The sequence below is a fragment of the Roseateles sp. NT4 genome, assembly GCF_051857475.1.
GTDB lineage: Bacteria > Pseudomonadota > Gammaproteobacteria > Burkholderiales > Burkholderiaceae_C > Pelomonas.
Genome location: NZ_JBPZGZ010000002.1, coordinates 1,341,458 through 1,356,588, shown reverse-complemented (window position 1 = coordinate 1,356,588; position 15,131 = coordinate 1,341,458). Strand labels below are relative to the sequence as shown.

The window sequence follows — 15,131 nt, the reverse complement described above, 5'->3', positions numbered from 1 at the left end:
GCGTGCTTTCAAGCGTGCAAAATCGTCTCACATCATGAGCCCGGCCCCCGTTCTTCCTCCCTCGCGCCATCCGGTGGTCAAGCCCAGCTTCGGCCGCGTCAGCGTGGGCGTGCACGGCCGCGTCATGGTGTCCATGGCCGAGGGGCCTTTCGACGCGCCGCTGATGGCGGCCGTCAAGCGCGCCATTGCCCTGGCCGGCAAGCGCCTGCCGGCCGACCGCCGCTTCGGCGACCTGCTGGAGATCCGCGGCAGCCTGCAGATGGACTCGGATGCGCTGCAGGAGCTGCGCCGCAGCATCGACGCCTTCGGTTCGCGCGGCATCGTCGCCGTATCCACCGTTTTCCTGGTGCGCCCGGGCATCCCCGGCATCGAGCGCCTGCCAGCCCTGATGGACATCTGGCGGGCCAGCCGGCCGGTGCGCCGCGCCGACAACTTCGAATCCGCCTGGGCCCTGGTCAACGCCGACCTGGCCGCGGCCGGCCTGCCCCCCCAAGAACCGCCACCCCGCTGATGACGGAACCCGTCGGCCTGCAATGGCCCCTCGATGCCAAGGGCAAGCGCTCCACCGGGGCGCCGGGCCAGCGCATCGTGGCGGCGGCGTTGCGAGGCCTGGATGTCGGCGCCGCCGATGCCGCGGTCGCCGCACGCGACTGGCGCCATGCCTATCCGGCCCACTGGCTCGCTCTCGTGCAGACTCAGGCGGCCAAACCCGTCGGCGTGGTCGCCTCGGCACGCGCCGGCCTGGCCGCAGCCTGGAGCGAGCTGCCCTTTATGCGCGGCGGCAAGTCGCTCGCGCTGGCCGACGCGATGCGCGCACCCCAGCGCCGCTTCCAGACCCTGCATTTGCGCGGCGGCGGTGATTCGGCCCCGGCGCCCTGGACCGTGCCTCATCAGGGCCGAGAGCTGTCGGGTGACGCCCTGGCCAAGCAGATCGACCGCTGGGAAAAGGCCGGCGTCTGCGAGGCCGCGCATGCCAGCGCACTGCGCGACTGCCTGGCCCATCCGGAATGGTTTGACCTGTCCGACCAGGACCTCGTGCTGCTCGGCGCCGGCAGCGAGGCCGGGCCGCTGGCCTGGCTGGCCAAATGGCGGGCCAACCTGGTTGGCATCGACCTGGCCCGCGCCGCCACGTGGAAGCGCATCGCCGCCGCCGTTGCCGCCGGCAATGCCACGCTGACGGCACCCGTTGCCCAGGGCCAGCCGCTGGACGTGGCGCACGCCGGCGCCGACCTGCTGGCCGACACGCCCGAGATCGCCGCCTGGCTGGCGTCGCTGGGCCAGCCGCTGTCCATCGCCAACCTGGCCTACCTGGACGGCGAGCGCCATGTGCGCGTGTCGCTCGCCATGGACGCCATCAGCGGCGCCCTGTGCGCTGCCGACGCCCGCACCCAGCTCGCCTATATGGCGACGCCGACCGATGTCTTCGCCGTGCCGGAGGAACTGGCCCGCGACGTGATGCGCCGCTATGCCGAGCGCGGCGTCGTGAAGAAGCTGGCCCAGTTCGGCGCCCGCCTGTCCAGTGGTGGGCGCGGTTTTGCGCCGCATATCGAAACGCTGATCGACGCGGGCGACTTCGGCCACTGGGGCCTGGTGGACGCCCTCGTTGTCGAGCAGGGTCCCAACTACGCACTGGCCAAGCGGCTGCAGCAATGGCGGGCCCTGGTCGCGCGCGCCGACGGCCACCGCATCGCCTTCAATGTGGCGCCCAGCACCACCACCGCCTCGGTCGTCTCCAACCCCCTGCTGGCCGCGGGCTTTCGGGGTGCCAAGGCCTTTGGCGTCGAAGTCTTTGCGCCGGCAACGACGAATGCGCTGATGGCCGCGATGTGGGTGCACCAGTTGCGCACCCCGGCGCGCGACTTCGCCCATCCCCTCAAGCTGCTGGTGCACACCGCCAACCACGGCGGGCTGTGGCGCCTGCCCTACCGGCCGCGCTCGGTGCTGCCGATGGCGGCGCTGCTGGGCTTCGTCAAGCGGCGGTAAGCTCGGTCGACGAGGCCCGGCGCAAAATCTGCCGGTCCCCACGTCCATGAACGCCCCAGGTAACGCCCCCCTGCACGAACAGCCCGACAGCCACGGCTTCGGGCGCGTCACAGTGGGTTTCCTGGGTCGGGTCATGCATTACATCGCCCAGGGCCCGTTCGACGCAGCGCTGATGGCAGCCGCCAAGCGGGGCACCAATATCGCGGCAGAGCGCATCCCGACAGACAAACGCTACGTCAGCCTGATGGAATTTCGCCGGCCGCTTGGCATGGACGACGAGGGCCTGCGCGAATTCAAGGAGACAGTGGGCGGCTTCGTGGAGCGCCAGACGGTGCCGCTGGCCACCATCCTGCTCGTCGCGCCGGGCGACGAAGACGCCCCGATGGTGCTCGACATGGCGGCCATCTACCGGCAGAGCCGCCCCTTCCAGGTCTGCACGGACGCCGCTGCCGCTTGGACGGAGGTCAATCGCGTGCTGCGTGAGGCCGGCCTGCCGGAGCAGCCGTTTCCCCCGAGTCTGGCGCGGGGCTGATTTCAGCCCGCCGGCCTGAGCTCGGCGGCCTCAAAAATCTCCAACCCAGGTGCCTCCGTCGCCAGCGTCGCCAGCGCCTTGCCGAACTCGCGCGAGGCCGGCACGCGGAAGTGGACCTGCAGGGCCGCCATGTCGCTCCACTTCTCGACGAACACCAGGCGCAGCGGGTTCTCGGTGTCGCGATGGACCGCATGCGCGATGCAGCCCGGCTCGGCGCGCGAGCGCTCGACATGCTGCTGGCTGAGCTTCAACACCTCGTCGAAGTGCTCGGGGCGGGCGGTGACATGGCCAAGGACGAGGATCATGGGGCGGCCTCCTTGGCCCGCATGATGCCCCGAATTCAGCAGCCGATTCAGCAGCCGATCTGGCGCACGCTCGTGCCCTGGCGCTTGAGCGTCAACGTCGGCAGGCCCGCGCCCGTGGTGGGCGCCAACTCGATGCTGTCGTTGGTCAGGAAGCGGCCCTGGTAGCCCGCCGCAATCGGCGCCGCGGCCACGCTGCCCGCCTGCAGCGTCAGCTTGAAGGTGCAGCCCGAATAGCTGCCGTCGTAGTGCAGCTGTGGCAACGCATCGACGTTCATGTTGACGCCGCTGAAAGTGCCGCTGCTGGTGGTGGGCGTGTCGGGCAGAAAGAAAACCTGCACCGTCGTGGCGCCGCTGACGCCGGAGAAACCGAACTCGAACAGCGGGATCAGCAGCACCTCGGCGCCGCCGCCGCAGGACGACAGCAGGGACAGGCTGAGCAGGGCCGCACCGGCAGCGGCGCCGGCACGGGAAAGTCGCTGGGGGTGGGTGGACATGTTCAAGGCTCCTTGGCCAGAAGGCGCAGGAATTGCGCGGTGTCTTTTTCCAGTCGCTGCAGCTCGGGCGCGAGCTCGGCCAGTTGGGCGCGCAGCTCGGGGCTGGTGCGCTGGTTCGTGAAGATGGCAGCCATCTGCGGGTCGATGCGCCAGAAGTGCTGGTGCACGGCCCACAACTCTTCGCGCAGCGCCCGCCAGGCCGGCAGCACGGGCTCGGGCCAGTGGCGGGCCAGGCTGCCATCGTGCGACTCGCGGGCACGCAGGAAGCGGCGCAGCGCGACGTTGTAGCGCTCGACATAGTCCGTCAGCGTCGGACGCGCCACGGTCGGCTGCTGCAGCAGCATCCAGGCGTTGTTCAGCACCAGCAGATAGCCGTTCAGCGTCTCGGCCAGGTCGACCTGGGCCGCCTGGGGATCGGTGGGCGCGATGTTGCGCGCTGCCTCCAGCCCCCAGGGCGCGCCGGCGGTCGCCTGCACGCGCTGGCGAACGTCAGCAATGTCGTGCACCGTCGTCGTCAGGTCCTCGGCCGACTTCATCAGCCCGATGACGCCACTGCCGCTCAGCACCGGCCCGCCGGAGCTGCCGCCGCGCACGCCGGCGAAGTCGATGCGCAGGTTATGGCCGGCGTCCGCCGCGGCACGCACCTGGCCACGCGCCGGCACCAGACCGCATTCGTCGTTGCTGCCCAGCAACCAGACCGGCTCACCGACGCCGGCCGGCTGCGCCGCCAGCGCGCGCGGGTCCAGCTGCCAGCCTGCTGGCCGGGGCGCGGTCAGCAGCGCCAGGTCGGCCCCGCGTGCGTCCCAGGCCGGCCAGAGACTGGCCTCCAGCGCCGCGCCGTCGCCGCTGCACAGCCGCAGCCGGATGCGCGCGCTGAGCTGCTCGGCTTCGCCGCTGCCCAGCATGCCGGTGCGCACGATGACATGGCGGGCGGTGACGATCCACAGGCGCTGTTCATCGGCACCGACGATGAGGCCGAAACCATGCTCGTCGACGTCTTGCGCAGCGATCCACACCAGATGGCCGCGCAGGCGCTCGCCCAGTTCCTGGCCGCTCAGAAAGCTCGTCGGCTGTGCCCACGCCTGGCCCGCCCCGAGCACAGCCAGCCACAACAGCGCGGCCAGCCCCCGCACAGCGGCGTTCAGGACTTGTCGCCAAGCAGCTTGCGCAGCCATGTGCTGATGCCCCAGAGCAGACCGCCGGCGCTCCACAGCAGCCCCAGCCGGTGGTTGTGGGCGGCGTACTCCAGCCAGCTGGGCTCGAGCGCCTGCTCGAAGTCGCCGGTCTGCACACCGATGTGCCGGGCCGAACCGCTGAGCTTGAGCACCACCGCGTCGCCGACGGCGACTTCGCATTGATCCAGCTTCAAGCCCTCCAGCACCAGGCCGTTGCCGGCGGCGAGCTGCAGGTCGCGTTCGGTGGCCGGCAGGTGCAGTGCGCCACGGTGCAGCGAGGACGCCAGCCTCACCTGGCCGTCGGCGCTCGCCTGCCGCTCGACAAGGCGCAGCGACGCAGGCTGCAGCCCGTGCCATTGGTAAGACGTGTCACCCCCGCGTTGCAGCCACAAGGCCGTGGCCGTCGTGCCGGCAGAGAGCTTGAGCCACTCGGCCACCGCAAAGCTGCCAGACTCGGCCGGCGCACCGCCCAGGCTGCTCGACACCTGCCCACCCAGGGTCAGCTCGACGGCATGCGGCGCGCCCTCCAGGCCCAGACGCACCGCGGGCGAGCCTGCCTCGACGGACAGCTCGGTGCCGGCAGCGAAGCTGACGCGGCCGAGCTGCAGCCGCTCGGCACGCAGCGCCAACGGGCTGGCACCATCGGCGCGGCTGCGCCTCATCAGCGCGGCATCGGCCGACTCGAGGGCCGTGAACCCCTCGGCATGCAGTTCACCAGCGATGGCCTGGCCGGCCAGCGCGCCGGCTTGCGGCAGCGCCAGCTGGGCGGCGCCCGCCTCCAGCTCCAGCGAGAACGGCACGCGTGGCACGCGCACCCAGGCGGCCAGGGAGACCAGGGCGGCCACGATCAGCAGCGCGATGCCGTGGCGGCGCAACGCGTGGGCCCGGCCGTCGTCCAGCGTGCCCAGCCGCGCATCGATCAACTGCAGGCGTGTCTGCAGCTCTTGCAAGGCGGCCAGCGGCGCCTCGTCGCGCAGACCCTGCGACAGGCGCTCGGCGAGGGCCTCGCGCTGGGCCAGCAGGGCGGCGCGTTCAGGGCCGGGCTTCATCGTCGGCCCCCACCAGCCTGAACTGCAGCAGCGGCAAGGCCTGGCCCTGGCCGTCGAGGGCGCGCACGTCGATGCGCAGGCCGTGGCCATCGGGCGGCAAGGGGATGGGCAGCGCGATGCGCTCCCAAGCGAACAGCGGCGGGCCGCTCAGCTCATGCCAGCCCGGGTCGGGCAGCTCCGGCCCGGCCATGCGATAGCCGCGCCAGGCGATGGACGACACCGCCACCGAAGGCCTCAGCACCGCATAGGCCCTGTTGCCGGCGGACGTGCCCGCCTGCGTCGACACCGGCACCAGGCTGGGCAGCGTGGCATCGCCACCGGCCAGCGCCAGGAAGCCCAGATCGCGCAGGCCCAGCCCGCTGGCCTGCAGCATGGGCGCGCTGTCCCAGGCCAGGCCGGCATCGTGCGGGAGCCGGGCATCCACGCGGTACAACGGGCTGGATCGCAAGGGCTGGATCAGCAGATGCGTGTCCAGCCGCCGGCTGGCGCTCAGCGTCAACGGGCCGGCGCCGCCGGCCGCCCAGCTGCCCGGTGCGGCCAGCGTCAGCGACACCAACTCGATGAAGGGCTGGGACACGTTCTTCACGTAGAAGCCCTCGCAGCGCGCCTGGCCGGGCACCGGGCCGTAGGCCGGCTGGCGTGCCGTGCTGGCAACCAGCGAGGGGCATTGGAAGTCGGGGGCGGGCGCCTGGGCCTGGGCCACACCGAGCCCTAACGCCATCCAGGCGCGCACTCCGCAGCGGACAGCGGCAGCAGTCCTTGGGACTCGTGGCATCGCGGTGTCCTCCAGCGGAGGCAGTCTAGCCACGGATCCCCGCGGCAGGCCGCGTCAGACTAGGGAAGGGTCGAGGTCGGTCAGGCCGGCCAGGGACGCTGGGCGGGCCGCAGCTGCTCCCAGACCGCGCCCAGGGCCAGCACGCCGGCGTCGTCGAAGCGGCGGCCGATGATCTGCAGCCCGATCGGCAGGCCCGCCGACGTGTAGCCCGCGTTGATGGACAGGGCCGGCTGCTCGCTCATGTTGTAGGGCAGGGTGAAGGCGATGTGCTCGAAGGGCCGGGCCGGGTCGTGCAGCGGGCTGGCGAGATGGGCCGGGTAGGCCGGCATGGGCGCCACCGGCGACAGCACGAAGTCAAACGGCTCGCAGGCCGCATTGGCGGCCTCGCGCAAGGCCTGCATCTGGCCATAACCGCGGAACACCGTGCCGCCGTCATAGCCCGCGGCGGGCGCCACCCAGTCGAGGATGTAGGGCAGCACCCTGGCACGCCGCTCGGGCGCCAGGGCCGAAATGTCCAGCCAGGAGCGCATGCGCCAGAAACGGTCGATGCCATCGGCCATCTCGCGGGTCTGGAAGGCGGCCAGCGGCTCGACGATGGCCCCCGCTCGCTCGAAGGCCTTCGCAGCAGCGTGGATGGCGGCGGCTACTTCGGGCTGCACGGCTTCACCCCAGCCCGCGTCAATCAGCAGGCCGATACGCAAGCCGCGCACATCGAGCGGGCGCACCATGAAGTCGACCGGCGGCAGCTGCGTCGGGTCTCGCGCATCGGGCTGCGCCAACACACCCAGCATCAGCGCCGCATCCGCCACCGTGCGCGTCAGCGGGCCTGCCACGCGGCCGGCATAGCCCGGCTTGATGGGCACGCGGCCATGGCTGGGCTTGAGGCCGACCAGGCCGCACCAGCCGGCCGGCAGGCGGATGGAGCCACCGATGTCGGTGCCCAGGTGCAAGGGGCCATAGCCCGCGGCACCGGCAGACGCGGCGCCTGCGCTCGACCCGCCCGGCGTCATCGCGACGTCCCAGGGATTGCGGGCCGGCTCGGCGTAGAGGCTGGACAGGCCCGAGCTCAGCATGCCGTAGTCGGGCATGGTGGTGCGCGCCCAGCGGACAGCGCCGGCCTCACGCAGCCGTGCGGCCGGTGGCGCCTCGAAGTCGGCCGCCGCGTCATCGGCCGTCGCCGCGGTGCCCATGCGATAGGCCGCGCCGGGCACGGCGATGTTTTCCTTCAGCGTGACCGGGATGCCGTCGAGCGCCAGCGGTGTGCCGGCGCGCCAACGCGCCTCACTCTCGGCGGCGGCAGCAAGAGCCGCTTCGGCCTCGACGGCACACAGCGCATGCAGTTCGCCTTCGCGCGACTGCGCGTGGGCGAGCACGGCCCGCATGACCTCGACGGGCGACAGGCCGCCGGAACGGTAGGCCGCCAGCAGCTCGGCCGCGCTGAGGCCGGCGATCACTTCTTCAGCTTCTCGGCGGCCTTCAACATCGCGTCGATGTGGCCGTCGGGGTTCATGCTGGCATGCACGGCGGCGACCTTGCCGTCGGTGCCGATCAGGTAGGAGACGCGATCGGCCATGGTGCCGGGCACCATCTTCAGCGTGACGTCATAGTCCTTGATGACCTTGCCACCGGCATCGGCCGCGACGGCGAACTTGTTGCGGCAGGCCTCGACGCTGAACTTCTTCAGCGTGGCGATGTCGTCGTTGGACATGCCGATGACCGTCGTGTTCAGCGCCTTGAACTTGTCGGTCGCCTCGGCGAACTCATGGGCCTCAACCGTGCAGCCGCTGGTGAAGGCCTTGGGATAGAAGTACAGCACCACCGGACCCTTCTTCAGCGCCTCGGCCAGCTTGAACTTGAAGGCCTCGCCACCGACGGCGGCGTCGGCACTGAAGTCGGGCGCCGGAGCACCGACGCTGAGGGCGGCCTGGGCGGTCGGGAGGAAGGCGGCGGCCAGCAGGGCCGTCAGCAGCAGTCGGGACATGGTGGTGAACCTCGGTGGTCGGATGGGCGCAGGATAGCCAAGCTCCCATGACCCATCACCCAGGTCGGTCAAGTCGCTCGCAACAACCCGTCGGCCAGCCAACGCTGCAGGGCGCCAATCACAGCCGGGGCCGCAGCCTCGGTATCGCCCAACTCGGTGGCGGCGCGTTCGCAAAGTAGTGCAAAGGGGGCACCGTCAGCCACCGCCTGCAGCAGCACCGCCTCCAGCGGCTCCAGCGAACGCCAGCGGGTCTCGCCGTCCTGGCGCCAGGTCAGCAGCACATGCTCATGCGGCACCGGCTCGGGCAGCTCGGGTTGATCGTCACCGGACTCGGGATCCCACTCGCGCAGCACGCGCCAGGCGGGCTCGATGGCATGCGAGAGCACCACGCGCTGGGCGCTGGGCTGCAGATGCAGGACCAGGCCGGCCCAGTCGTCGGGGCCCAGCGCGGCCAGCGTCACGGGGTCGAGCGGCAGCGCCTCGGCCGCGTCGAAGGCGCCGCGCAGGGCCCAGTCCATGCGGGCAAAGTCGACCAGACTGGCGTGGGGCACGAGTTCGTCGTCGGCCGCGGCCATGAAGGCCGCCAGCTCATGGCCGAACCAGCGGATGGACGGGTGCTGGCTGGGCCTGGCGGCCAGATAGGCCTGGCCCAGGGCCTCGAAGGCCTCATCACCCAGGGCCCGGGCCAGCACGGTGTAGTTGTCGGTCAGCGCCGCGACGAGGCGGGCGCGGTAGGCATGGCGGTAGACCTCGAGACCGAGTGCATGGTCGCCGGCCAGCAGATCGACCGCGTCGGCGCCGTCGCGGATGGCGGCGGCGAGGCGCTGCTGTTGCTGGATGACGCTCATGCTTCAGCCGCCAGGCGGCGGGCCACAGCCAGCTCGGCCAGCAGCGACTCCAGCGGCGGGATGTGATCGTCGCGCTCGATCATGGTCGGTACGGTGCCGAAGCGCTTCACCGCGTGCTGGTACAGGGCCCAGACCTCGTCACGCACCGGATGGTCGTGGGTGTCGATGACGATGTCACCGCGGTCCTCGTGGCCGGCGAGATGGATCTGGCGCACCGGCTCGACGGGAATGGCGTCCAGATAGGTGACGGGGTCGAAGCCATGGTTGCGGCCCGAGACATAGACGTTGTTGACGTCCAGCAGCAGCTGGGCGCCGGTGGCCTTCAGCAGCTGGGCGATGAAGTCCCACTCGCTCATCTCGTCGGCCGCAAAGCGTACATAGCTGGACACGTTCTCCAGCACCAGCGGCCGGCCAAGGACGTCTTGCACCTGGGCGATGCGCCCGCCCACGTGGTCCAGCGCCGCACGCGTCAGCGGCACGGGCAGCAGGTCATGCAGCTGGCTGTGGGCATCGGCGCTCCAGCAGAGATGGTCGGAGACCCAGCCGGGCTGCAGGCGGTCGGCCAGGGCCTTGAGTTCCTTCAGATAGCCGAGGTCCAGCGGCGCCGGCCCGGCCACGGACAGCGACACGCCGTGCATGACCAGCGGATAGTCAGCGCGGATGCGCTCCAGATGCGCCAGCGGCGGGCCGCCCGGCACCAGGTAGTTCTCGGAAATGATCTCCAGCCAGTCGGGCCTCACGGCGGCGTCGACGCCAGCCTCGAAGGCGGCGTAATTCTCGGTCCGCAAGCCGAGGCCAAAGCCTTGAATACGAGTCATAACGACAGAAAGAATTGACGTGCGGCCACAGGCTCGCACGCCATCAAGCGGCAGCCGTGGAACTGGCTTTGCCAGGCCACTGGCTGCGCCCCCTTGAGGGGGAGACGCGTGAGCGTCTCGGGGGTGGTGGGTTTACTCTTTACTTTTCAACCTTGCCGCCGGCCTTGGTGCACTCGTCGGCCGACTTCTTGCTGACCCAGCCCTGGCCCTTGCAGCCGTTGTGGCCCTTGCAGTCGCTCTTGGCGGTCTTGCACTCGGAGGTGCCCTTGCAGCTGTTCACGCCGGAGCACTTGACCATGCCGTCGGCGGCAGCGGCCGTCGTCGGGATGGCGGTGGTGGCGAACAGGGCGGCAGCGGCGGCAGCAATGCCCAGGCCGGTCTTCAGGGATGCGTTCATGGAGGTCTCCAGAAAAGATAAGTGGATGAGATCGGGTAATCACCACAGGTCGGGCCCTGAACTGCCGGAACCGACTTGCCAGCTTGTGTCGGGATGAAGCTTCGAGTCCTTACAGCCAGCCGGCAGATTCTGATTACCTACCGTTATGACTGCAATGGCGCGTGGCATTCGTCATGCCCTAATGTGAGCCGCTAGAGTCCGGCAGCTTGCTGCCAACCTCTCCCATGCTGAACACCGAAACACCGAGCACTCGGCATCCCGACCTGGACACCTACGCCACGCCGGCCCTGCTGGATGCATTTGTCGACGATCAGACCGCCGCCGTCGCCGCCGTGAAGGCCGCCCTGCCCCAGCTGGCCGCCGCCGTGGACGCTGCCGTGCCGCGCATCCGCGCGGGCGGCCGCCTGCTCTATGCCGGCGCCGGCACGTCCGGCCGCCTGGGCGTGCTGGACAGCGTGGAGCTCTATCCCACCTTCTCCTGGCCTCGCGAGCGGGCCGTGGCCGTCATCGCCGGCGGCCAGGGCGCGATGTTTGTCGCCGTCGAAGGCGCCGAGGACGACCGCGCCCAGGGCGCCGCCGAGATGGCAGCACTCAACCCCGGCCCCAACGACGTCGCCCTGCTGCTGGCGGCCTCGGGCGGCACCCCCTATGTTCTCGGTGCCATCGAAGCCGCGCGCGCGGCCGGCGCGCTGACCATAGGCTTCGCCAACAACCCGGGCGCGCCGGTCACGGCCCAGGCCGACATCGGCATCACACTGGACACCGGCCCCGAAGTCATCTCCGGCAGCACCCGGCTCAAGGCCGGCACCTCGCAGAAGATCGCGCTCAACACCTTCTCGTCGGCCCTGATGGTCAGGCTGAACAAGGTCTATGGCAACTTGATGGTGGACCTGAAGGCCACCAATGTGAAGCTCGTCAAGCGCGCCGTGGCCCTGACCATGCGCGCCAGTGGCGCCAGCGAAGCCGACGCCCAGGCGGCCCTGGCGCAATGCGATCACCATGTGAAGACGGCCCTGGTCATGCTCAAGCGCGGCGTGGGTGCCGACGCTGCGCGGACGCTGCTGGATGCCGCCGATGGCAGCGTGAGCAAAGCGTTGGCGGCATGAACCGCTCCCCGTGGGCGTGGATTCCCACGCTCTACTTCGCTCAGGGGATTCCGTACGTCGTCGTGATGACGCTGTCGGTGGTGCTCTACAAGAACCTGGGTATCTCCAACACCGACATCGCCCTCTACACCAGCTGGCTCTACCTGCCCTGGGTCATCAAGCCGCTGTGGTCGCCGCTGGCCGAGCTGTTCGGCACCAAGCGGTCCTGGGTGGCGGTACTGCAGTTCTTTGTCGGCGCGGCCCTGGCCGGCGTGGCGCTGACGATTCCGACCGACCATGTCTTCCAGCTGTCGCTGGCCGTGTTCTGGCTGATGGCCTTCGCCTCGGCCTCGCACGACATCGCGGCCGACGGCTATTACATGCTGGCCCTGCCCCAGCACCAGCAGGCGGCCTTTGTCGGCGTGCGCTCGACCTTCTACCGCCTGGCCAATATCGGTGGCCAGGGCGGCCTGGTCTATCTGGCCGGTGAGCTGACCGAGCGCACCGGCAGCGTCGTGAAGGCCTGGACCGTCGTGTTCTGGCTGCTGGCCTGCCTGTTCGTGCTACTGGCCCTGTGGCATGCGGTCGTGCTGCCCCGCCCCGCGGCCGATGTGCGTGGCCCGGGCCGCGGCGCAGCGCGTGGCCTGCTGGCCGACTTCTTCGCCGTTTTCGCCAGCTTCTTCAGGAAGCCCGGCATCGCCGTCACCCTGGGCTTTCTGCTGCTCTACCGCTTCCCCGAAGCGCAGCTGCTCAAGCTCGCCTCGCCCTTTCTGCTCGACCCCGTCGACAAGGGCGGCCTGGGCCTGACGACCAAGGCCGTGGGCATCGCCTACGGCACGGTGGGCCTGACCGCGCTGACGCTGGGCGGCCTGTTTGGCGGCTGGGTCATCTCCCGCTTCGGCCTCAAGCGCGCGTTGTGGCCGCTGGTGCTGGCCATGCATGTGCCCAACGTCGCCTTCCTGTTGCTGGCCATGACCCACCCCACCAGCCTCGCCGTCATCAGCAGTGCGCTGGCCGTCGAGCAGTTCGGCTATGGCCTCGGCTTCACGGCCTATCTGATGTACATGATTCACGTCGCCGACGGCCCGCAGAAGACGGCGCATTACGCCATCTGCACCGGCTTCATGGCTCTGGGCATGATGATCCCGGGCATGTGGAGCGGCTGGCTGCAGGATCACATCGGCTATGTGCCCTTCTTCGCCTGGGTGCTGGTGGCCACGCTGCCCAGCTTCGCGATGGCGGCCCTCATCAAGGTGCCGGACAACTTCGGCAAGAAGGCGGACACGTGAAGCAGCGCATCCTGAGCCTCGACGCCTTCCGCGGTTTCGCCATCGCGTCCATGCTGCTCGTCAACAACCCGGGCGACTGGGGCAACGTCTACGCGCCACTGCTGCACGCCCACTGGAACGGCTGGACCTTCACGGACTGGGTCTTCCCCTTCTTCGTCTTCATCAGCGGCATGGCCATGACGATCAGCCTGGCGCGCCGCGCGCAGGCCGGGGCCGACAAGACCGCCCTGCTGATGACCACCGCACGCCGAGCCTTGGTCATCATCGGCATCGGCCTGGCTCTCAACCTGATCCCGAACTTCAACTTCGAGACCCTGCGCATTCCCGGCGTGCTGCAGCGCCTGGGCCTGTGCACGCTGGCGGCGGCGCCCATCGTCATCTGGTGCGGCCAGCGCGGCGTCGCACTGTGGGCGCTGCTGCTGATGGCCGTCTACTCGGCCGTGCAACTCCTGCTGCCCGTGCCCGACGCGGAAGGCATCGTCCACGTCGGCCTGCTGGAACCCGGCAAGGATGCCGGTGCCTGGTTGGACCGCCTGCTGCTGGACGGCCATCTGTGGAAGTCCGCCAAGACCTGGGACCCTGAGGGCCTGCTGTCGACATTGCCCGCCGTTGCATCGCAGCTGCTGGGCGTGCTGGCCGGCTATGTGCTGGCTTCCAACCGCCAACCCGCCGAGAAGACCATGACCTGGGTCGTCGCCGGCCTGGCCTCACTGTGGCTGGGCCAGGTGCTGGATGGCGTGCTGATGCCCATCAACAAGTCACTGTGGACACCGTCCTATGTCTTCGCGATGGCGGGCTGGGCCCTGCTGGTCTTTGCCGTCTTCCACTGGCTGCTGGACGCCATGCCGCAGCCGCTGGCCCGCGAGCGCTGGGCACGTGTGCTCCACCCGCTGGTCGTCTTCGGCATGAACGCCCTCTTCCTGTTCGCGCTGTCGGGCCTGGTCGCCAAGCTGCTCTACACGGTCAAGTTCGCCGATGGCCGCACGCTGGGCCGCGTGCTGTATGCGCCGCTGCGCGACTCAGGCCTCACGCCGATGAATGCCTCCCTGCTGCACGCCGTCGTCTTCGTGCTCGTCATGTATGCCGTCGCCTGGCTGATGTATCGCAAGCAGTGGTTTGTGAAAGTCTGATGCCATGAAACGTCGTGATCTGCTGAGCCTCGCCAGCGTCCCCCTGCTCGCCGCCTGCGCCACGCCGCCAGTGCCCACGCCACCCGGCGAAGCCGCACCGGCGCCCGCACCGTCCGCCTCCGCGCCAGTCGCCGCCGACCCGGCCTCGCCGCCCCCCCGCGAATGGCGGGCCGCCTGGATCGCCACCGTCGCCAACATCGACTGGCCCAGCAAGCCCGGCCTCAGCGCCGAGGCCCAGCAGGCCGAGATCAAGGCCCTGTGCGACACCGCCGTCAGCATCGGCCTCAATGCGCTGATCCTGCAGGTGCGCACCAGCGCCGATGCGCTCTACGAATCCAAGCTGGAGCCCTGGAGCGAGTACCTGACGGGCACCCAGGGCCAGCATCCCGGCTACGACCCGCTGGCCGTCTGGCTGGCCGAGGCGCGCGCGCGCGGCCTGGAGCTGCACGCCTGGATCAACCCCTACCGTGCCCGCCACAGCACGGCCAAGTCGGCCCTGGCCGACAGCCACATCGGCCGCAACCATGACTGGGTCAAGCGCTACGGCGACCAGCTCTGGATGGACCCCGGCGAGCCCGCCGCCGCCGAGCAGACCTTGGCCGTCGCGCGCGACATCCTGAGCCGCTATGCCGTCGATGGCATCCACATCGACGACTATTTCTACCCCTATCCCATCCAGGATCCGGCGACCAAGCAGGAGATCGACTTCCCCGACGAGCCGAGCTGGCAGCGCTATGTCAGCCAGGGTGGCAGCCTGAGCCGTGCCGACTGGCGCCGCTACAACGTCAACAGCCTGGTGCAGCGCCTGTACACCCTGGCCCACGAGGTGCGCCCCGGCACGCGCGTCGGCATCAGCCCCTTCGGCATTCCCAAGCCTTCGGCACGCCCCGCGGGCATTGCCGGCTTCAGCCAGTACGACAAGCTCTATGCCGACGTCGAGCTGTGGCTGCGCGAGGGCTGGCTGGACTACCTCGCGCCCCAGCTCTACTGGCCACGCGCGCAGACCGCCCAGGCTTTCGAGCCACTGCTGCAGGCCTGGCGCGCCTCCAACCCGCTGGGCCGGCCCATCCACCCGGGCCTGTTCACCAGCCGCATCGACGCCAGCGACAAGAGCTGGCAGCCCGACGAGGTGCTGGGCCAGATCGACAGCATCCGCCGCCTGTCGCCGGGCAGCGGCCACATCCACTTCAGCATGGCCGCGCTGGCGCAGAACCGCCGTGGCATTGCCGACGCGCTGCGCGCCCAGAGCTACGCGACCCGGCCTTGAGCG

General features: G+C 70.0%; 17 protein-coding genes. 7 read left to right on the top strand and 10 right to left on the bottom strand.

The window, feature by feature from the left end:
- Window positions 1-34 precede the first annotated feature (34 nt).
- The 3 genes from ACS5PN_RS16015 to ACS5PN_RS16005 all read left to right on the top strand — a co-directional run bounded on the left by ACS5PN_RS16015 (window position 35) and on the right by ACS5PN_RS16005 (window position 2,515).
- Window positions 35-511: a hypothetical protein gene (locus ACS5PN_RS16015; protein WP_439464972.1), complete on the top strand. Its 477-nt coding sequence runs from the start codon at window positions 35-37 to the stop codon at window positions 509-511.
- Window positions 511-1,983 carry a hypothetical protein gene (locus ACS5PN_RS16010; RefSeq protein WP_439464971.1) on the top strand — a complete coding sequence of 491 codons (1,473 nt, stop codon included), beginning with the start codon at window positions 511-513 and terminating at the stop codon, window positions 1,981-1,983. Before ACS5PN_RS16015 ends, ACS5PN_RS16010 begins: the two co-directional genes overlap by 1 nt.
- Window positions 1,984-2,116: 133 nt before the next feature.
- On the top strand, window positions 2,117-2,515 hold the full coding sequence (locus ACS5PN_RS16005) for a hypothetical protein (RefSeq protein ID WP_439464970.1): 399 nt from the start codon (window positions 2,117-2,119) through the stop codon (window positions 2,513-2,515).
- A 2-nt stretch (window positions 2,516-2,517) separates the two neighbouring features.
- Here the strand turns inward: ACS5PN_RS16005 and ACS5PN_RS16000 are convergent, their stop codons facing one another.
- The 10 genes from ACS5PN_RS16000 to bufA2 all read right to left on the bottom strand — a co-directional run bounded on the left by ACS5PN_RS16000 (window position 2,518) and on the right by bufA2 (window position 10,357).
- On the bottom strand, window positions 2,518-2,820 hold the full coding sequence (locus tag ACS5PN_RS16000; protein ID WP_439464969.1) for a putative quinol monooxygenase: 303 nt from the start codon (window positions 2,818-2,820) through the stop codon (window positions 2,518-2,520).
- Window positions 2,821-2,867: 47 nt separating this feature from the next.
- Window positions 2,868-3,314, bottom strand: coding sequence for a hypothetical protein (locus tag ACS5PN_RS15995; RefSeq protein ID WP_439464968.1), 447 nt, complete (start codon window positions 3,312-3,314; stop codon window positions 2,868-2,870).
- A gap of 2 nt (window positions 3,315-3,316) precedes the next feature.
- Window positions 3,317-4,489, bottom strand: coding sequence for a S1 family peptidase (locus ACS5PN_RS15990; RefSeq protein ID WP_439464967.1), 1,173 nt, complete (start codon window positions 4,487-4,489; stop codon window positions 3,317-3,319).
- Complete coding sequence (locus ACS5PN_RS15985; protein ID WP_439464966.1) at window positions 4,456-5,538, bottom strand: hypothetical protein; 1,083 nt, start codon at window positions 5,536-5,538, stop codon at window positions 4,456-4,458. Before ACS5PN_RS15985 ends, ACS5PN_RS15990 begins: the two co-directional genes overlap by 34 nt.
- Window positions 5,522-6,259 (bottom strand): hypothetical protein, encoded by a 738-nt coding sequence (locus tag ACS5PN_RS15980; protein ID WP_439464965.1) that lies wholly within the window; start codon window positions 6,257-6,259, stop codon window positions 5,522-5,524. The genes ACS5PN_RS15985 and ACS5PN_RS15980 overlap by 17 nt, the downstream gene beginning before the upstream one ends.
- Window positions 6,260-6,393: 134 nt before the next feature.
- Window positions 6,394-7,764, bottom strand: a complete 1,371-nt coding sequence (locus ACS5PN_RS15975) for an amidase (protein ID WP_439465572.1) — start codon at window positions 7,762-7,764, stop codon at window positions 6,394-6,396.
- The gene (locus ACS5PN_RS15970) at window positions 7,764-8,294 is read right to left on the bottom strand and encodes a peroxiredoxin (RefSeq protein ID WP_439464964.1); all 531 of its coding nucleotides are present in this window, start codon (window positions 8,292-8,294) and stop codon (window positions 7,764-7,766) included. The genes ACS5PN_RS15975 and ACS5PN_RS15970 overlap by 1 nt, the downstream gene beginning before the upstream one ends.
- Before the next feature lie 68 nt (window positions 8,295-8,362).
- Window positions 8,363-9,142: an HvfC/BufC family peptide modification chaperone gene (locus ACS5PN_RS15965; RefSeq protein WP_439464963.1), complete on the bottom strand. Its 780-nt coding sequence runs from the start codon at window positions 9,140-9,142 to the stop codon at window positions 8,363-8,365.
- Entirely contained in the window at window positions 9,139-9,960 is an 822-nt protein-coding gene (bufB, locus tag ACS5PN_RS15960) for an MNIO family bufferin maturase (RefSeq protein ID WP_439464962.1), read from the bottom strand. Before bufB ends, ACS5PN_RS15965 begins: the two co-directional genes overlap by 4 nt.
- 139 nt (window positions 9,961-10,099) lie before the next feature.
- A complete protein-coding gene (gene bufA2, locus ACS5PN_RS15955) occupies window positions 10,100-10,357 on the bottom strand; it encodes a BufA2 family periplasmic bufferin-type metallophore (RefSeq protein ID WP_439464961.1) in 258 nt (85 codons plus the stop codon).
- A gap of 224 nt (window positions 10,358-10,581) precedes the next feature.
- Here bufA2 and murQ point away from each other — a divergent pair, with 224 nt between their 5' ends.
- The 4 genes from murQ to ACS5PN_RS15935 are packed head-to-tail and all read left to right on the top strand — an operon-like array spanning window position 10,582 to window position 15,128.
- Entirely contained in the window at window positions 10,582-11,463 is an 882-nt protein-coding gene (gene murQ / locus ACS5PN_RS15950) for an N-acetylmuramic acid 6-phosphate etherase (RefSeq protein ID WP_439464960.1), read from the top strand.
- A complete protein-coding gene (locus tag ACS5PN_RS15945; RefSeq protein WP_439464959.1) occupies window positions 11,460-12,731 on the top strand; it encodes an MFS transporter in 1,272 nt (423 codons plus the stop codon). Before murQ ends, ACS5PN_RS15945 begins: the two co-directional genes overlap by 4 nt.
- Window positions 12,728-13,861, top strand: a complete 1,134-nt coding sequence (locus ACS5PN_RS15940; RefSeq protein WP_439464958.1) for an acyltransferase family protein — start codon at window positions 12,728-12,730, stop codon at window positions 13,859-13,861. Before ACS5PN_RS15945 ends, ACS5PN_RS15940 begins: the two co-directional genes overlap by 4 nt.
- A gap of 4 nt (window positions 13,862-13,865) precedes the next feature.
- Window positions 13,866-15,128 carry a glycoside hydrolase family 10 protein gene (locus tag ACS5PN_RS15935; protein WP_439464957.1) on the top strand — a complete coding sequence of 421 codons (1,263 nt, stop codon included), beginning with the start codon at window positions 13,866-13,868 and terminating at the stop codon, window positions 15,126-15,128.
- Window positions 15,129-15,131: the final 3 nt, after the last annotated feature.